Origin of the sequence: Streptomyces sp. NPDC005492 (assembly GCF_040605995.1) — a bacterium.
In the GTDB taxonomy this organism is placed as follows: Bacteria; Actinomycetota; Actinomycetes; order Streptomycetales; family Streptomycetaceae; genus Streptomyces.
Genome location: NZ_JBEXDX010000050.1, coordinates 18,727 through 35,731, shown reverse-complemented (window position 1 = coordinate 35,731; position 17,005 = coordinate 18,727). Strand labels below are relative to the sequence as shown.

Sequence of the window (17,005 nt, the reverse complement as noted above, 5' to 3'; positions counted from 1 at the left end):
TGGGCGCGCTGATCCGTAACCCATCCGTAGGGGCGTTCGCTGCGAATGCCTCGTGTGACGGGATGTGATGAGGGGATGGGCCGCGTGCGGTCGAAGAGTGGGGGACGGGTGGAGGCGGACGAACTCCTGGTGCTGGTGGCGGCAGGGGATCAGCGGGCCTTCGAGGAGCTGTACGGACTGGTGTCCGGGCCGGTGTTCGGGCTGGTGCGCCGCGTGGTGCGCGACCCGGCCCAGTCCGAGGAGGTCGCCCAGGAGGTGCTCCTGGAGATGTGGCGGTCCGCCGCCCGCTTCGACCCCGGCCGGGGCAGCGCCCTGTCCTGGGTCCTCACCCTCGCGCACCGCCGGGCCGTCGACCGGGTGCGCAGCGCCCGCGCGGCCGTCGACCGCGAACAGCGTGAGGCCCGCCGCTCCCACCACCCGGCCTTCGACCAGGTGACCGAGGAGGTCGAGGCAGGCCTCGAACGCCAGTTGGTGCGCCGCTGCCTGGACCGCCTCACCGCCCTGCAACGGCAGTCCGTCACTCTCGCCTATTACGACGGCTATACGTACCGTGAAGTGGCCGAGCGGCTCTCGCTGCCGCTCGGCACGGTCAAGACCCGCATGCGTGACGGACTCACCCGGCTGCGCGACTGCCTGGGAGGTGTCGCATGAGCATCTTCGCCCGACTGTTCGGCCGGGGGGATCTCCATTCGCTCGCCGCCCCCTACGCCCTGGACGCCCTCGAACCCGACGAGCGCCGACAGTTCGAGAAGCACCTCAAGGGCTGCGACCGCTGCGCCGAGGAGGTGCGCGCCCTGACCGAGGACGCGGTCCGCCTGGCCTGGTCCACGGCCGCCCAGCCGCCGCTCATGATGCGTGACCGGGTGCTGGCCGCCGTACGGAACACTCCGCAGGAGCCCGGGCCGCTGCGGGAGCACGCGCGGGAGCGGCGGGAGTACACGCCCCGGCTGCCGGCCCATGTGTGGGGCACCCAGCCGCAGGTGTCTCGCGCCCGCGTGCCCCAACGACGCCCGTTCTTCGTGCCGTTCGCCACCGCGACGGCCGCCGCCGCGCTCGTGGTGGCCTCGCTGTTCGCCGTGCAGGCGAACCGGACCCAGGACAAGCTGGACGCCGCGCAGGCGCAGTCACGTGAGATCGCCCACGTTCTCTCGGCCACCGACGCCCGCGCGACGACCGGCGCGGACGCCCAGGGCCGGAGCATCGGCGTGATCGCGTCCGCCTCGGAGGGGCGCGCGGTCGTCACCCTGAGCGGATACGGCGCGCTGCCGAGCGACCGCGTGCGTCAACTGTGGCTGATGCGCCCCGATGCGCAACCGCGCTCCCTGGGGCTCTTCAAGGGCGACACGCCCTTGGTCGCCACCGGACTCGACAAAACTGCAACATCACTCGCAGTGACCGTCGAGCCCGGCGGAGGCTCACCGCAGCCCACAACGCAGCCAGTTGTCCAACTCGCCCTGAAATCGGTCGGATTCGGAGAGTGATCGAGGAGGGGTCGTCAACACCCTTACGGGGAAGGTGAATCCTGAGACCTCGATACACGAGTGCTCGGTGAGGGCGATAGGGTTAACCTGCCCGGGCCGGGTGGACTCGTACGGGTGGGGAGTGACATGGAACAGATAGTGCGCAGCAGGGCAAGGGTCCCTGCGATCACGTGCGGGAGCAGCGCGACCAGTTCGCGTCTCGACCGCCATCTCTCGGTGCTGGGCGGCCCTGTCGTCCCGCAACGCGAGACGGCGGAGGCGACCTTGCTGATGCGCGAGCTGACCTCACGTGACAGGACGCAGGAACGCAGCGCCACAGGCACGCGAGTGAGCCGCGTCAAGCTCTTCGCACCCCTGCGCAGGCTGCGCCGTTCGCTGTTCGGCGGGCGCTGAGCAACTGCTCGGCGTCCCCGGGGAGTTCCCGGGGGCCCGTGCTCAGGCCGCCACACCGTCCCGGCGCAGTGCTGCGATCTCCGCGTCCGCCATCCCCACGGCACGCAGCAGCGCCTCGGTGTGCTCCCCGAGCGCGGGCACGTCACCCATCCGTGCCTCGCCTCCGCCCGGCAAGGTGATCGGCGGCAGCAGTGCCCGCAGCGGCCCGACCGGTGAACCCACTTCCCGCCACCGCTCCCGCGCCGCCAACTGCGGGTGCTCCGCCACCTGTTGTACGTCCCTGAGGCGCGCGCAGGCCACACCCGCGCGCTCCAGTCGCAGCACGGCCTCGTCGGCGCCCAGCCCACCCAGCGCCTTGCCGACGAGGGCGTCCGTGCGCTCCCGCCTCGCGACCCGCGCCGCGTTCGTCGCGAAGTCCGGGTCGGTCCCCAACTCCGGCCGCTCCAGCACCAGTTCGGCGAGCCGCCGCCACTCCCGGTCGTTCTGCACCGACAGCAGCACCCGCCCACCGTCCGCCGTGGGATAGGCGTCGTACGGGGCGATGACGGCGTGCGCGAGTCCCGTGCGCGCCGGGGCAGTTCCGCCGTGCATCGCGTGGTGCAGCGGATGCCCCATCCACTCCGCGAGCGCGTCCAGCATCGACACCTCCACCGGCCCGCCACTCCCGGTCGTGCCCCGACGCACCAGCGCCGCGAGCGCGCCCGAGAAGGCGTACATGGCCGCCGCGATGTCCGCCGCCGGGATCCCCGCCTTCACCGGCAGCTCCGGCGTCCCGGTCACCGACACCAGCCCGGCCTCGCACTGCACGAGCATGTCGTAGGCCCGCTTATCGGCGTACGGCCCCGACGCCCCGTACCCGGAGATGTCCACGGCGACCAGCCGGGGGTGCGCCGCGCACAGCGTCGCCGCGTCCAGCCCGAGCCGGGCCGCCGCCCCGTGTGCGAGGTTCTGCACGAACACGTCCGCGTCCGCGACCAGCCGCCGTACGACGTCCAGCCCGCGCGGGTCCTTCAGGTCCAGCGCGATCGACTCCTTGCCCCGGTTGCACCACACGAAGTGCGAGGCGAGACCGCCGGCCGCGGTGTCGTAGCCGCGTGCGAAGTCACCGCCGTCGATCCGCTCGACCTTGATCACCCGGGCGCCCAGATCGGCGAGTTGTCGGGTGGCGAACGGGGCCGCGACGGCCTGTTCGACGGCGACGACGGTGATGCCCTCCAGGGGCAGCGGCAGGGGTTCCATGCCGGGGATCATGTCCCGTGACCGGCACCTTTGTCACCGGCATCTTTGTCGTGCGGGGAGTTCACCCCTCGCCGCGCGCGTAGCGGCGTACGGCGAGCGGTGCGAACACGGCGATCAGCGCGGTGCACCACACCACCGACCCGGCGATGGGATGGGCCACCGGCCAGGCGGCGCCCTCGGGCACGGGGGAGTTCCCGAACAGGTACCGGAGGGCTGTTGTCACCGCGCTGATGGGATTCCACTCGGCCAGGGTGCGCAGCCAGCCCGGCAGCCGGTCGGTCGGGATGTACGCGTTGGAGAGCAGCGGCAGCATGAAGGTCGCGCTGCCGAGCTGACCGGCCGCCTCCTCGCTGCGGGAGGCGAGCCCGAGCAGGATGCCGACCCACGCGCAGGCGAACCGGAACAGCAGCAACAGGCCCACGGCGGCTACGGCTTGGGCCGCGGACCCCTCGATCCGCCAGCCCACCGCCAGACCGACCAGCAGGAACGGCACGGTCCCGGCCGCCGTGACGACCAGATCGGCGGCCGCCTGCCCCAGCGGTACGGCGGCCCTGCTCATCGGCAGGGTGCGCAGGCGGTCCGTCACGCCCCGGTGCGAGTCCTGGGCGGCCTGGAACATGCCCGTCATGATGCCGTTGGCGGCCGTCGCGACCAGCAGACCCGGGACGAGGTAGGAGCGGTACGCGTCGCCCGGCATCGCGAGCGCGCTGCCGAAGACATAGCCGAAGAACAGCAGCATCGTGATCGGCATGGTCTGGGTGAGGATCACCAGCGCCGGGTTGTTCCGCACCCGCCGCAACTGCCGGCCGAGCATCGCGGTGCCGTCGTACGCCAACGCGCTCATGCCACCCGCTCCTTGTGGTCGGTCAGCCGGAGGAACACATCGTCGAGGGTCGGTGGTCGCATGTTCGCGTCGAGCAACGGCACGCCCGCCGCGTCGAGTTCGCGGACCAGGCGGGGGAGGGTGAGCGTCGGGTCGCCGGTGACCGCGCCGACCGCGTTCCGCTCGTGGTAGAACGACGGCTCGGCCCCGGTCAGTCGGTCCAGCACACCGGCCGCCTGGGCCAGCGCGTCGGCGTGGGCGACGACGACCTCGGCGTATGTGCCGATGAGCGCCTTGAGTTGGGCCGGCGACCCGCTGTGCGCGACCTGGCCCCGGTCCACCAGGGCTATGTCGTCGGCGAGTTGGTCGGCCTCCTCCAGGTACTGCGTGGTCAGCAGCACGGTCGTGCCCTCCCTCTTCAGGTCGCGCAGGGCGTCCCAGATGCGGTTGCGGCTGGCCGGGTCGAGGCCGGTGGTCGGTTCGTCCAGGAAGAGCACGTCGGGGCGGCGTACGAGACTCGCCGCCAGATCGAGGCGGCGGCGCATCCCGCCGGAGTACGTCGACGCGGGCCGGTCGGCGGCCTCCGTCAGACCGAAGCGGTCCAGCAGCTCGCCGGCCCGCTCGGCGGGGCCCCGCACCCGGTGCAGCCGCGCGAACAGCCGCAGGTTCTGCCGGCCGGTGAGGTCGCCGTCGACCGACGCGTACTGACCCGTGACGGCGATTCGGCGCCGTACGGCCGAAGCCTCCCGGACGAGATCGTGCCCCGCGATCCGCGCGGAGCCCGCGTCGGGCCGCAGCAGGGTGGTGAGCAGGCGGACGGCCGTGGTCTTGCCCGCGCCGTTGGGCCCGAGGATCCCGCAGACCGTGCCACGGGCCACCGCCAGATCCAGCCCGCGCACGGCGTGCACAGCGCCGAAGCGCTTCTCCAGACCTTCACTAAGTACAGCGTACGTAGTAGTCATGGGTCGACCATAGCGCACTACGTACGGTGTACGTAACTAGCATGGTGATCGAGGTGATGATCCATGGCGGACCGAGCGGCCGTACCCGAAGTGATCTGGGCGCGCCCCGAGCGCGCGGGGAGGGGGCCGAAGCCCGCGTACAGCCGCGCGGACATCGCGGCGGCGGCCGTGCGGATCGCCGACGGTGGCGGGCTGGACGCCGTGTCCATGCGACATGTGGCGGCCGAGCTGGGGTGCGGCACTATGTCGCTCTACAACTACGTCCCCCGCAAGGAGGACCTCTACGAGCTGATGGTCGACGCGGTCAGCGGCGAGCACGAGGAGTGGGAGCCGTCGGGGGACTGGCGGGCGGACATGATCCGGGTCGCCCACCAGACGCGGACGCTGATGCACCGGCATCCCTGGCTGCCCCGGCTGATGTCACCGGTGTACGGGTTCAGCCCGAACGCCCTGCGCTATCTGGAGCACTGCCTGGCCTGTCTCGATCCGGTCGAGGCGACCTACGGAACGAAGATGCAGCTCGTTGGGCTGCTCAACGGGGTCGTGACCATGTATGTGGCGAACGAGCTGGCCACCGCCGAGCGTTCGCGGTCGCTGCCCTGGTCCGAGGAGCAGGAGAACGCGGTGCGGATCGCCTACCTGGGGAGCCAGATCGCCGGCGGGGCCTATCCGCGGATGGCCGCGGCGTTCACCGAGGATCCGGGGCCGATCGATCTGGACGCCGTGTTCGACATGGCGCTGGCGAAGGTCCTCGACGCCTTCGACCCCGAGCGGGGTCAGAGCAGCGCGAACTGACCCTCCGGGCCCTCCTCGTGGTGGTCCAGGACCGAGGCGGGGTGGCGCGTCCACTCCGCAACCGGGAGGACGCCCGCCTTGCGCAACTCCGTCGCCGTGATCGAGGCCGTCACCTCCAACTCCTCCTGCTGGGGCCGCAGTTCTGCCAGCAGCGCCAGGACGGTGATCAGCTCCAGCAGCTCCGAGGTCCACGTCTGCTGCCAGGTAGTCGGGCGGATCGCGGCCAGCGTGCCCGGCTCGGCGGCCTCCGCAGTGCGGGACGTGAACCACTGCTCCAGCGCCCTGACCCCACCCACCTCGAAGTCCCAGGACTCGGGCGGTACCGGGGAGACGCGGCCCTCGTCCAGGTGCAGGGTCTCCTCGTCGCGGTCGTAGTGCAGCGTGAGGGGGAGGGACGGCAACGGGGCCCGGACGTACGGGCGTCGGCCGCCGGGGAGTTTGGGGCGGTTGCCGTCGCGGCGCATCAGCCAGAGCAGGCGGTGGCCCAACTCGACGCCTCGTGCCCAGAGTTCGGGGTCCGCGGTGAGTGGTACGGCGAGCCCGGGGCGTGCCGTCGCCAGCGTCCAGGCGAGGACGTCCACCGGGGCGGGGGAGTGGCCGAGGCGGGTGGCCAGGTGGGCCAACAGGCCCGGCGCCAGGTTGGGTTCCTCGGCTCCGGGGCGGCGGTAGAGGGGGCGGACGCGGCCGGGGCGGAGCAGGGGGAGGACCGAGGACGCGAGGAGGAGCGGGCCGGGGGCGCCCGCCGTCTCCACCACGAAGCTCTGCCGCTCGTCCGCCACCCGCCACAGCTCCGGCCGGGCGGAGTCGATCAGCCGGTGGTCGGGGATCAGCCACTGCTCGTCGAAGGGGGCGTGCAGGACCCGGATCGGCTCCGGGCAGGGGCCGGTGGCCCGGATCAGCTTCTCCGTGCCGCTGGGCTGGCCCGGGAGCTGGGGCACCGCCGAGTGCAGGGTGCGGGAGCGGGACGGCTCGAACAGGGTCTCCCGGTCCGGGACCTCGGCCTTCACCAGGGCGTCCCAGCGGGCTTTCAGGGTTGCCGCGTCGGGCGCCGTCGGCCACCCCCGGCCGAGCCGGATCGGTGCGACGGACCACGGCATGAGGTCCGCGAGCAGCGGAGCGTCGTCGTGCGTCACGCTGGGCATCGTACGACGACGTCAGTTCGCGGCGTCGAGGGTGACGGTGAAGGAGAAGCGGTCGCCCCGGTAGTGGATGACGGCCACGTCCAGCACCCTGCCCTGTGTGTCGTAGGTGATGCCCGTGTAGTGCAGGATCGGGCTGAGGAGCGGCACTTGGAGCAGGCGCGCGGTCTCCGGGTCGGCGAGGCGGGCCTCCACGGTGTCCGTGATGCGGCTGATGTCCGCGCCGACGACGTCCCGCAGCACCTTGGTCATCGGCCAGCGGATCAGGTCGTCCGGGTCGAGGCGGGCGGCCAGTTCGGGGCGGATGTGGTTGCGGGCGTGGTTCGTCGGCTCGCCGGTCCGCTCCTCGCCGCGCAGCCGGTGGTACGTCGCCACCTCGGCCAAGTCCGGGAAGTGCTCGGCGAGTTCGGGCGGCACCGACACCTTGCCGTGGTCGAGGAGTTCGGTGGTCATCCCGGACTGCTGGGCCACGATCGCGTCCACGGAGCCCAACAGCCGTACCGGCGTGGCCCGGTGGACATCCGGTTCGATGAACGTGCCGCGTCTGCGGTGCCGGGTGATCAGGCCCTCGTCCTCCAGCTCCTTCAGCGCCTGCCGCATGGTGAGCACGCTGACGCCGTAGTGCCCCGCGAGTTGTTCCTCCGTCGGCAGCCGGAGCGGGTCCCGGGGCGAGCGGCCGAGTATCGAGGCGCGCAGCGACTGCGACACCTGGTACCAGAGCGGCAGCTTGCGGTTCAGGACGATCGAGTCCGGGGCGAAGGAGGTCACGGGGTCATCCGTACCGGTAGGGGATCTTCAGGGCAAGGGGTGGAAGTGGCGCTGGAGGCCCCGCCAGACCTCGTCGTAGCCCCGCTGGAGGTGATCGGCGTGGGCCGCCTGGGCGGTCGCCGTCACCGGCCAGCGGGTCTCGAACATGAAGGCCAGGCCGTCGTCGACCTTCTGCGGGCGCAGCTCGGCGGCGCTGGCCCGGTCGAAGGTCTCGCGGTCGGGGCCGTGCGCCGACATCATGTTGTGCAGCGAGCCGCCCCCGGGCACGAATCCCTCCGCTTTCGCGTCGTAGGCGCCCTCGATGAGCCCCATGTACTCGCTCATCACGTTCCGGTGGAAGTACGGCGGCCGGAACGTGTCCTCGCCCACCAGCCAGCGCGGCGCGAAGACCACGAAGTCCACGCCGGCCAGGCCCGGGGTGTCCGACGGGGACGTCAGCACGGTGAAGATCGACGGGTCGGGATGGTCGTAGGAGATCGAGCCGAGCACATTGAACCGGCGCAGGTCATAGGCGTACGGCACATGGTTGCCGTGCCAGGCGACGACGTCGAGGGGTGAGTGGTCGTAGGTCGCGGTCCAGAGGTTGCCGCAGAACTTGTTCACCACCTCCACCGGGCCCTCGACGTCCTCGTACGCGGCGACCGGGGCCCGGAAGTCCCGGGCGTTGGCGAGTCCGTTGGCGCCGATCGGGCCGAGGTCGGGGAGCTGGAAGGGTGCCCCATAGTTCTCGCACATATATCCGCGGGCTGAAGCATCCAGTAGCTCCACACGGAAGCGCACCCCACGAGGGATCAACGCCACATGTCCCGGCTCCACATGGAGAAGCCCGAACTCCGTGCGCAGCAGCAGCCCGCCGCGCTCCGGCACGATCAGCAGCTCGCCGTCCGCGTCGCTGAAGACACGGTCCATCGAGGAGTCGGCGTGGTAGAGGTGCACGGCCATGCCGGTGCGCTGGGTCGCGTCGCCGTTGCCGCCCAGGGTCCACAGGCCGGCCAGGAAGTCGGTGCCGGGCTCGGGCTCGGGCAGCGGGTTCCAGCGCAGCCGGTTCGGGTCGGGCACCGTCTCCGTGAAGGGCGCCGTACGGATCGCGCCGTTGTCGGCGCGGGTGAACGCCGGGTGCGCGGCCGAGGGGCGGATGCGGTACAGCCACGAGCGGCGGTTGTGCGCCCTCGGCTCGGTGAACGCCGTACCGCTGAGCTGCTCGGCGTAGAGACCGAGCGGTGCGCGCTGCGGGGCGTTGCGGCCCTCGGGCAGGGCGCCCGGCACCGCCTCCGAGCTGTGTTCGTTGCCGAAACCGGTGAGGTGGGTCAGTCCCTCGGCGGTCTTCCGCGCGTCCGCGCCCATGCCTGCTCCCTCGCGATTCGATTCCTATGCAACACCGTAGGATTGCGGTTTCGCGGGCGCAAGAGGGCGAGGGGGACCCCGGAAAATCCGACCTCAGGTGGCGAAGAACCAGCCTCAAGGGGGATCCGGCTGTCAGACCGGTGTTCTAGTCTCCCCGGCATGTCGTGGTCGCGCGCACTTCTCACCGCGCTCGCGGTCTGTGCCCTGCTGCTGGCCGGATCGGCGGGCTGCGGCTCCGGCGATGCCCAGGGGCAAAAGGGCGACCGGGTGTCGCCTTCGCCGGTGGGCAAGGTCCTCGACGACACCGACGAGCAGGGCCGGCACTACCGCGAGGTGGGCACGAAAGGCGCGCCGGAGGTCGGCATAGAGGTGGAGCCCGACGCGGCCGACGACAGTTGGGACGTCCGGCTGACCGTCCATGACTTCCGCTTCTCGCCCGCCGCTGTGAAACCGGTCGCGGTCGCGGGCCGGGGCACGGCCCGCCTCCTGGTGGACGGCCGCACCGTCGCCCGGCTCCGCATCCCCGAGTACCGCCTCGCCGGCGACCTCGTCCAGCACGGCACCCACCACGTCACCGCGCGCCTCTACGCCGACGACGGCACCGTGTGGGCCGTGCACGGCAAACCGGTCGAGAGTACGGCGGACATCACGGCGTCGGCGGTACAGGCCACGCCCGACGGCAGCAAGACACCTCGTTCCGCGTCGACGCCGGGGTCGAAATGAGTGCTGGGGGCACCCAGTTCCGTACTGAGGAGCGAGCTTCTCCTGACCGCGGCGGAAAGGCATCATGAAGCCCGTGCCCCACCCGACATCGCTCCGTCGAGCGCCCGTGCAGCGGCGCAGTGCCGAACGGCTGACCAGGATTCTCGACGCCTGCGCCGACCTCCTCGACGAGGTCGGCTACGACGCGCTGAGCACCCGGGCCGTGGCCCTGCGCGCCGGTGTCCCCATCGGCTCGGTCTACCGCTTCTTCGGCAACAAGCGCGCGATGGCCGACGCCCTCGCCCAGCGCAACCTGGAGCGCTACACGGAGCGGGTCACCGGGCGGCTCAAGGAGACCGGCGCGCAGGGTTGGCGGGCGGCGATGGACGCCGTCCTGGACGAGTACCTCGCCATGAAGCGCACCGCGCCCGGCTTCTCCCTCGTCGACTTCGGCAACCAGATCCCCGTCGGCTCCGGCCACGCGGAACCCAACCGCCGCGTCGCCGACCGCCTCACCGACCTCCTCTCCGGCTACCTCGCCCGCGAACCCGACGAAGACCTCCGCCGCACCTTCCTGATCGCCGTGGAAACCGCCGACGCCCTCGTCCACCTCGCCTTCCGGGTCGCACCGGAGGGCGACGAGAAGGTCATCGAGGAGACGCGGGAGTTGTTGCGGGCTTATTTGGCGCGGGTGTTGGACTGACCTGACCTCGGGCCGGACTCCTGCCCCTCCGCGGTTTTCCGACCTCACCCCCGGCACCCCCTCGCCACCCTCCATACCGCTCGGTATGCTCGCCCCGAAGAGGCAACGCCGCCCCCAGGAGGCCCTGTGTCCCGCACCGCCCTGCGTATCTGCCCCCTGTGCGAAGCCACCTGCGGGCTGACCCTCACCATCGAGGGCACCCGGGTGACCGGCGCCCGAGGTGATCGCGACGATGTGTTCAGCCGGGGGTTCATCTGTCCCAAGGGCGCCTCCTTCGGCGCCGTCGACGGGGACCCCGACCGGCTGCGCGGCCCGCTCGTGCGGCGGGACGGTGTGCTGCGCGAGGCCACCTGGGAGGAGGCGTTCGACGCGGTCGCCGCCGGGCTGCGGCCGGTCGTCGAGCGGTACGGGCCGCACGCCGTCGGTGTCGTCCTCGGCAACCCCAATGTGCACACCATGGCCGGCGCCCTCTACCCGCAGGTCCTGCTCGGTGCCCTCGGTACCCGCAGCGTCTTCACCGCGTCCACGGTCGACCAGATGCCCAAACACGTCTCCTGCGGACTGCTCTACGGCGACGCCAACGCGATCCCCGTGCCGGACCTCGACCACACCGACCACCTTCTGCTCATCGGCGCCAACCCCCTTGAGTCCAACGGGAGTCTGTGCACGGCAGCCGACTTCCCGGGCAAGCTCAAGGCGCTCAAGGCCCGCGGCGGCACCCTCACCGTGATCGACCCGCGCCGCACCCGCACCGCCAAGCTCGCCGACCGGCACATCACGGTCCGCCCCGGCGGCGACGCCCTGTTGCTCGCGGCGATGACCCACGTCCTCTTCGACGAACACCTCGTGGACATGGGGGAGTTGGCCGCGCATGTGCAGGGGATCGACGAACTCCGGGAGCACATGCGGGACTTCACGCCCGAAGCCGTGGCGGAAGCCTCTGGCGTGGACGCCGCCGAGATCCGCGCCCTCGCCCGCGAACTCGCCGCCGCCCCGACTGCCGCCGTGTACGGCCGTATCGGCAGCTGCACCGTCCCGCACGGCACCCTGGCCAGTTGGCTCGTCGACGTCCTCAACATCCTCACCGGCAACCTCGACCGGCCGGGCGGCGCCCTCTTCCCGCAGGCCGCCACCGACCGGACACCCCGGCCCGCCGGACCCGGCCGCGGTTTCGCGCTCGGGCGGTGGCACTCCCGGGTCAGTCAATACCCGGAAGCCAAGGGTGAGTTGCCGCTCTCCGCGCTCGCCGAGGAGATCGACACCGCGACCGCCGAGGGCGAACCGATCCGCACACTCATCGCCGTCGCCGCCAACCCCGTGCTCTCCGCCCCGGACGGCACCCGGCTCGACAAGGCCCTCGACTCGCTCGACTTCATGGTGAGCGTCGACCCCTATCTCAACGAGACCGCGCGCCACGCCGACGTGGTGCTGCCGCCGCCCCCGCCGTCCCAAAGCCCGCACCACGACTTCGCGTTCAACACCCTCGCGGTCCGCAACCAGGTCCGCTACAGCCGCCCGGCGATCCCGCTGGAGCCCGGCCGGATGGCGGAGACCGAGATCCTGGCCCGGCTGATCCTCGCCGCGACCGGCATGCACGGCGCCGACCCCGCCGCCGTCGACACGATGGTCATCGACCAGACCCTCGCCAAGGCCGTCAAAGACCCCAACTCGCCGGTCCACGGCCGGGATCCGCACGAGATCGCCGCCCTGCTCACCGGCGACACCGGCCCCGAGCGACGGCTCGACATGATGCTGCGCCTGGGCCCCTACGGCGACGGCTTCGGCGTACGGCCCGACGGGCTGAGCCTCGGACAGTTGCTCGCGCACCCGCACGGCATCGACCTGGGCCCGCTCACCTCCCGCATCCCGCAGCCGCTGAAGACACGCAGCGGGAAGATCGAACTGCTGCCGCGGCCGATCGCAGACGACCTGCCCCGGCTCCGGCAGGCGATGAGCGAGCGCGCCGACGGACTGGTGCTCGTCGGCCGGCGCCATCTGCGCTCCAACAACAGTTGGATGCACAACGTGCCCGCCCTCACCGGCGGCACCAACCGCTGCACCCTGCACATCCACCCCGAGGACGCCGAGCGTCTCGGCGTGGTCGACGGAGCGCCGGTCCGGGTGAAGGGCGCCGGGGGAGAGGTGACCGCCCCCGCCGAGATCACGGACGGTCTGCGCCGGGGCGTGGTGAGCCTCCCGCACGGCTGGGGACACGACCGCCCCGGCACCCGGCTCAGCCACGCGGCCACCGATCCGGGAGTCAACGTGAACCAGCTCCTCGACGGCAGTCTGCTCGACCCGCTGTCGGGCAACGCGGTGCTCAACGGCGTGCCCGTGGAGGTCGCCGCTCTCGTCACACCGCTGTGACCTGGAGTTTTGCGCTTATTGCTCGCACGTCAACGTCTTGTTAACGCGGCTTTGCGCGACCTAACGTCATCGGACTGCCGTTCCTGGTGGGAGTTCAAAGGCGAACGTTAGGTGTTCCACTCATGCTGACCATCCTCGGCTTCACCATGATCGCGACCTTCCTGGTCCTGATCATGCTGAAGAAGATGTCGCCGATCGCGGCACTCGTCCTGATCCCGGCGTTGTTCTGCGTCTTCGTCGGAAAGGGCGCCAAGCTCGGCGACTACGTCATCGACGGCGTCACCAGCCTGGCGCCCACCGCGGCGATGCTCATGTTCGCGATCGTCTACTTCGGTGTGATGATCGACGTGGGTCTCTTCGACCCGATCGTCCGGGGGATCCTCCGGTTCTGCAAGGCCGACCCCCTGCGCATCGTCGTCGGCACGGCGGTCCTCGCCGCGATCGTCTCCCTCGACGGCGACGGCTCGACCACCTTCATGATCACGGTCTCGGCGATGTACCCGCTGTACAAACGCCTGAAGATGAGCCTGGTCGTGATGACCGGGGTCGCCGCGATGGCCAACGGCGTGATGAACACGCTCCCGTGGGGCGGCCCGACCGCCCGCGCCGCCACCGCCCTCAAGCTCAGCGCCACCGACATCTTCGTCCCGATGATCCCGGCGCTCGCCGCGGGCCTGCTCGGTGTCCTCGTCCTCGCCTATGTCCTCGGCCGCCGCGAGCGCAAGCGGCTCGGCGTGCTCACGCTGGACGAGGTGCTCGTGGAGGAGCCGGACACGGTCCTCGTGGGCGCGGCCGGTACGGGCAAGGAGACCAGGAGGACCGGCGGTTCGGGCTCCGGCACGGACGCCGACGCCGAACTGCCCGACGAGGACGAGGGCTTCCAGGGCCTGGACCCGCACCGCCCGACCCTGCGCCCCAAGCTCTACTGGTTCAACGCGCTGCTCACGGTCACCCTGCTCACCGCCATGATCATGGAGTGGCTGCCGATCCCGGTCCTGTTCCTGCTCGGCGCGGCATTGGCGCTCACCGTCAACTTCCCGCACATGGCAGAGCAGAAGGCCCGTCTCGGCGCCCACGCCGAGAACGTCCTCAACGTCTCCGGCATGGTCTTCGCCGCCGCCGTCTTCACCGGCGTCCTCCAGGGCACCGGCATGGTCGACCACATGGCCACCTGGCTGGTCGGCAACATCCCCGACGGCATGGGCCCGCACATGGCCTTCGTCACCGGCGTGCTCAGCATCCCGCTCACGTACTTCATGTCGAACGACGGCTTCTACTTCGGCATCCTCCCGGTGCTCGCCGAGGCCGGCCAGGCACACGGCGTCTCGTCCCTGGAGATCGCCCGCGCCTCCCTCGTCGGCCAGCCCCTGCACATGTCGAGCCCGCTCGTGCCCGCCGTGTACGTCCTGGTCGGCATGGCGAAGGTGGAGTTCGGCGACCACACACGGTTCGTCGTCAAGTGGGCCGCCCTCACATCACTCGTGGTGCTCGGGGCAGGAATCCTCTTCGGCATCATCTGACCCACGGGACAGGGGACTTCACCATGGCGCCCGGCAGGAACCGCGGCTGGCTGCTCCGCCTCGTCATCGCCTTCAGCTTCGCGCAGGGGGCGGTGTCGATGGCCCGTCCGGCGGTGTCCTACCGGGCCCTCGCTCTCGGCGCCGACGAGCGGGCGATCGGTGTCATCGCCGGCGTGTACGCGCTGCTCCCGCTGTTCGCCGCCGTCCCGCTCGGCCGCCGTACCGACCACGGCCGCTGCGCACCCCTGCTGCCCGTCGGCGTGGTCCTGATCTCCGGCGGCTGCGCGCTCAGCGGCCTCGCCGGCTCCCTCTGGACGATGGCGGTCTGGAGCGGAGTGATGGGCCTCGGCCACCTCTGCTTCGTCATCGGCGCCCAGTCCCTCGTCGCCCGTCAGTCCGCCCCGCACGAACAGGACCGCAACTTCGGCCACTTCACCATCGGCGCCTCGCTCGGCCAGCTCGTCGGCCCCATCGCCGCGGGCGCGCTGATCGGCGGCCCGGACATGGCGGGCACGAGCGCCCTGGCCCTGGTGGTGGCGGGCGCGGGGGCGGCGGTCGCGGTCACGTCGCTGTGGCGCATCGAGGACCGTACGGCGGTCAAGTCCCGTACCGCACAAGGCGACCGCGTCCCCGTCGGCAGCATCCTGCGCGCGCGGGGTGTCCCGGCGGGCATGCTCATCAGCCTGTCCGTGCTGTCCGCCACCGACGTCCTCACCGCCTATCTGCCGGTGGTCGGCGAGCACCGTGGCATCGCGCCGTCGGTGGTCGGCGTCCTGCTCAGCGTGCGCGCCGGCGCGACGATCGCCTGCCGCCTGGTCCTCACCCCGTTGCTACGACTGTTCGGCCGCCCCGCGCTGCTCACGGTGACCTGCCTCCTGGCGGCGCTGCTGTGCGCCGGGATCGCGCTTCCCGCGCCGGTCTGGGCGCTCGGCCTGATGCTGGCCGCCCTCGGCTTCTGCCTCGGCGTCGGCCAGCCGCTGTCCATGACGACGGTCGTCCAGGCCGCCCCCGACGGCGCGCGCTCCACCGCCCTCGCCCTGCGCCTGACCGGCAACCGCCTCGGCCAGGTCGCCGCACCGGCCACCGCGGGCCTGGTCGCGGGAGTGGCGGGGGTGGCCGCGCCGTTCGTGATGCTCGGGACGCTGCTGCTGCTGTCGGCCGGGGTGGCGCTGCGGTCGCCGGGGCGCCCCGACGGGGCCGGGCAGGCCGCGGGGAAGCGGCCGAAGCGCCTGGGATTGCGCCGCACGAGCGATATCTGACGGCGCGTCGGGCGTCGGTGCGGCCCACGGGCGGGCGCATAAAGGAGAGTGCTGCCGAAAGAGCGATTTGTATGGAAATCGTCTGAATCGGAGGAGCGCGCATGCCCACCCTGACACTCCCACGTACCGTCCGCGTCCGAGCGAGCGCCACTGTCGTCCTCACCGCCCTCGCCGCGGCCGGCGCGTCGTGGGTGGCGGCGCCGACCGCGTCGGCCGCGGGCGAGAACGGCGACATCAGGATCCACCGGGTGGGCGTGCCTTTCGGCGTCTCGAAGGACGATCCCCGGGTCTGCAAGTTCTACCTGGATGCCGTCAACTTCGACGTCCTCACCACCGTCGCCTACACCATCACGCCCCAGCCCCCGCTGCCCACCGCCGCCAACGTCGCCGGCACCATCCAGCTCGCCGGGGGCGCCGGTCACACCGACCCGCTGGGGATGGCGGACGGACAGTACAAGATCACCTGGATCGTGGCAGGCGCCCCCAAGGAGAAGGTCTTCGAGGTCAGCTGCCACGACGGCAAGCGCGACGCGGAGCGCCGGCCGAACGACCAGATCGGGGACCAGCGCGACGCCGCGGGCTGGGGGCAGCAAGACCACGACGGCCCGAAGGGCGGTGTGCACGCGGGCGGCGGCGGTCTCGCCGACACCGCGGCCGCGTTCGCGCCGGTGACGGCCGCGGGGGCCGTCGGCCTGGCGGCGGTCGGCGGTGTCGCGTACTTCCGGCTGAACCGCCGTCGGCCCAATGGCGCCGCGTAGGCGCAGACGCAGGCCCTGGTACCGGACCCGCGCCTACCGCCTCATCAGGACGGCCCTGCTCACGGTCGTCCTGGTGACGGTGGGGGTCCGGTGCACGGGTGACGACAAGCCGGCCGCACCGGACGGGCCCGACGGCCCGGACGCCGTGGCAGCCGCCGGCCCGGACGCGGAGGCGGCCGGTGAGCCGGCCCCCTCCGCCCGTCCCGCACCCACCCGCACGCCTCCGCCCCGCCCGCTGCCCCGGTCGCGGCCGACGACCTTCCGCATCCCGTCCCTGGGCATCGACGCCCCGGTCACGGGCCTCGGGCTCATCAAGGGCCGGCAGTTGTCGACACCACCGGTCGACAAGCCGAAGCTCGTGGGCTGGTACCGGGGCGGACCCACGCCCGGCGAGTCCGGCGCGGCCATCGCCGTCGGCCACCGCGACACCACGACCGGGCCGGCCGTCTTCGCCGCGCTCGCCCAGGTGAAGCCCGGCAAGGTGATCGAGGCGGGGCGTGCGGACGGCCGTACCGCCGTCTACACGGTGGACCGGGTGAAGATCTTCGACAAGGCGGGCTTCCCCGACAAGGAGGTCTACGGCCCGGCCCGGCGCCCGGAACTGCGCGTGATCACCTGCGGTGGACTCTTCAGCCGACGGACGGGCTACACCAGCAACGTCGTCGTCTTCGCGCACCTGACACGGGTCCTGGCACCCCGGACCGGGCACTGAAGGGGATCGTCCGCTTTCTCACAGGGTGAACCGGACCGCC

General features: G+C 71.8%; 17 protein-coding genes. 11 read left to right on the top strand and 6 right to left on the bottom strand.

What is annotated here, in order from left to right; genetic code table 11:
* Positions 1 to 108 precede the first annotated feature (108 nt).
* The 3 genes from ABZT04_RS39135 (at position 109) to ABZT04_RS39125 (ending at position 1,874) form a co-directional block, all read left to right on the top strand.
* On the top strand, positions 109 to 651 hold the full coding sequence (locus tag ABZT04_RS39135; RefSeq protein ID WP_355906741.1) for a sigma-70 family RNA polymerase sigma factor: 543 nt from the start codon (positions 109 to 111) through the stop codon (positions 649 to 651).
* Positions 648 to 1,481, top strand: coding sequence for an anti-sigma factor (locus ABZT04_RS39130; protein WP_356063617.1), 834 nt, complete (start codon positions 648 to 650; stop codon positions 1,479 to 1,481). Before ABZT04_RS39135 ends, ABZT04_RS39130 begins: the two co-directional genes overlap by 4 nt.
* Before the next feature lie 126 nt (positions 1,482 to 1,607).
* Positions 1,608 to 1,874: a hypothetical protein gene (locus ABZT04_RS39125; protein WP_355906245.1), complete on the top strand. Its 267-nt coding sequence runs from the start codon at positions 1,608 to 1,610 to the stop codon at positions 1,872 to 1,874.
* Between the two features lie 42 nt (positions 1,875 to 1,916).
* Here the strand turns inward: ABZT04_RS39125 and ABZT04_RS39120 are convergent, their stop codons facing one another.
* From ABZT04_RS39120 to ABZT04_RS39110, 3 genes are read right to left on the bottom strand one after another with little or no spacing between them, the layout of a single operon-like run.
* Positions 1,917 to 3,125, bottom strand: coding sequence for a CaiB/BaiF CoA-transferase family protein (locus ABZT04_RS39120; RefSeq protein ID WP_356063614.1), 1,209 nt, complete (start codon positions 3,123 to 3,125; stop codon positions 1,917 to 1,919).
* Positions 3,126 to 3,174: 49 nt separating this feature from the next.
* A complete protein-coding gene (locus ABZT04_RS39115; RefSeq protein ID WP_356063612.1) occupies positions 3,175 to 3,957 on the bottom strand; it encodes an ABC transporter permease in 783 nt (260 codons plus the stop codon).
* Complete coding sequence (locus ABZT04_RS39110) at positions 3,954 to 4,898, bottom strand: ATP-binding cassette domain-containing protein (RefSeq protein ID WP_356063610.1); 945 nt, start codon at positions 4,896 to 4,898, stop codon at positions 3,954 to 3,956. The genes ABZT04_RS39115 and ABZT04_RS39110 overlap by 4 nt, the downstream gene beginning before the upstream one ends.
* Before the next feature lie 63 nt (positions 4,899 to 4,961).
* Here ABZT04_RS39110 and ABZT04_RS39105 point away from each other — a divergent pair, with 63 nt between their 5' ends.
* Complete coding sequence (locus ABZT04_RS39105; RefSeq protein ID WP_356063607.1) at positions 4,962 to 5,693, top strand: TetR/AcrR family transcriptional regulator; 732 nt, start codon at positions 4,962 to 4,964, stop codon at positions 5,691 to 5,693.
* Here the strand turns inward: ABZT04_RS39105 and ABZT04_RS39100 are convergent.
* Genes ABZT04_RS39100 through hmgA form a run of 3 tightly spaced genes read right to left on the bottom strand, consistent with a single transcriptional unit; the run spans position 5,675 to position 8,944 of the window.
* Positions 5,675 to 6,835: a type ISP restriction/modification enzyme gene (locus ABZT04_RS39100; RefSeq protein ID WP_356063604.1), complete on the bottom strand. Its 1,161-nt coding sequence runs from the start codon at positions 6,833 to 6,835 to the stop codon at positions 5,675 to 5,677. The two genes, ABZT04_RS39105 and ABZT04_RS39100, sit on opposite strands and share 19 nt — an antisense overlap.
* A gap of 12 nt (positions 6,836 to 6,847) precedes the next feature.
* Positions 6,848 to 7,600 carry a GntR family transcriptional regulator gene (locus tag ABZT04_RS39095; protein ID WP_356063600.1) on the bottom strand — a complete coding sequence of 251 codons (753 nt, stop codon included), beginning with the start codon at positions 7,598 to 7,600 and terminating at the stop codon, positions 6,848 to 6,850.
* Positions 7,601 to 7,627: 27 nt separating this feature from the next.
* Complete coding sequence (gene hmgA / locus ABZT04_RS39090; protein ID WP_356063597.1) at positions 7,628 to 8,944, bottom strand: homogentisate 1,2-dioxygenase; 1,317 nt, start codon at positions 8,942 to 8,944, stop codon at positions 7,628 to 7,630.
* A 159-nt stretch (positions 8,945 to 9,103) separates the two neighbouring features.
* On the opposite strand from hmgA, the gene ABZT04_RS39085 reads away from it, so the two are divergent.
* The 7 genes from ABZT04_RS39085 (at position 9,104) to ABZT04_RS39055 (ending at position 16,965) form a co-directional block, all read left to right on the top strand.
* The gene (locus ABZT04_RS39085) at positions 9,104 to 9,667 is read left to right on the top strand and encodes a hypothetical protein (protein ID WP_356063595.1); all 564 of its coding nucleotides are present in this window, start codon (positions 9,104 to 9,106) and stop codon (positions 9,665 to 9,667) included.
* Positions 9,668 to 9,731: 64 nt separating this feature from the next.
* Positions 9,732 to 10,349, top strand: coding sequence for a TetR/AcrR family transcriptional regulator (locus ABZT04_RS39080; protein ID WP_356063592.1), 618 nt, complete (start codon positions 9,732 to 9,734; stop codon positions 10,347 to 10,349).
* 126 nt (positions 10,350 to 10,475) lie between these two features.
* Positions 10,476 to 12,716 (top strand): molybdopterin oxidoreductase family protein, encoded by a 2,241-nt coding sequence (locus tag ABZT04_RS39075; protein WP_356063590.1) that lies wholly within the window; start codon positions 10,476 to 10,478, stop codon positions 12,714 to 12,716.
* Between the two features lie 122 nt (positions 12,717 to 12,838).
* Positions 12,839 to 14,236 carry a citrate:proton symporter gene (locus ABZT04_RS39070; protein WP_356063587.1) on the top strand — a complete coding sequence of 466 codons (1,398 nt, stop codon included), beginning with the start codon at positions 12,839 to 12,841 and terminating at the stop codon, positions 14,234 to 14,236.
* Positions 14,237 to 14,259: 23 nt separating this feature from the next.
* A complete protein-coding gene (locus ABZT04_RS39065) occupies positions 14,260 to 15,495 on the top strand; it encodes an MFS transporter (RefSeq protein WP_356063585.1) in 1,236 nt (411 codons plus the stop codon).
* Between the two features lie 101 nt (positions 15,496 to 15,596).
* Positions 15,597 to 16,253, top strand: coding sequence for a hypothetical protein (locus ABZT04_RS39060; RefSeq protein WP_356063583.1), 657 nt, complete (start codon positions 15,597 to 15,599; stop codon positions 16,251 to 16,253).
* Positions 16,240 to 16,965: a class F sortase gene (locus tag ABZT04_RS39055; protein WP_356063580.1), complete on the top strand. Its 726-nt coding sequence runs from the start codon at positions 16,240 to 16,242 to the stop codon at positions 16,963 to 16,965. The genes ABZT04_RS39060 and ABZT04_RS39055 overlap by 14 nt, the downstream gene beginning before the upstream one ends.
* Positions 16,966 to 17,005 lie beyond the last annotated feature (40 nt).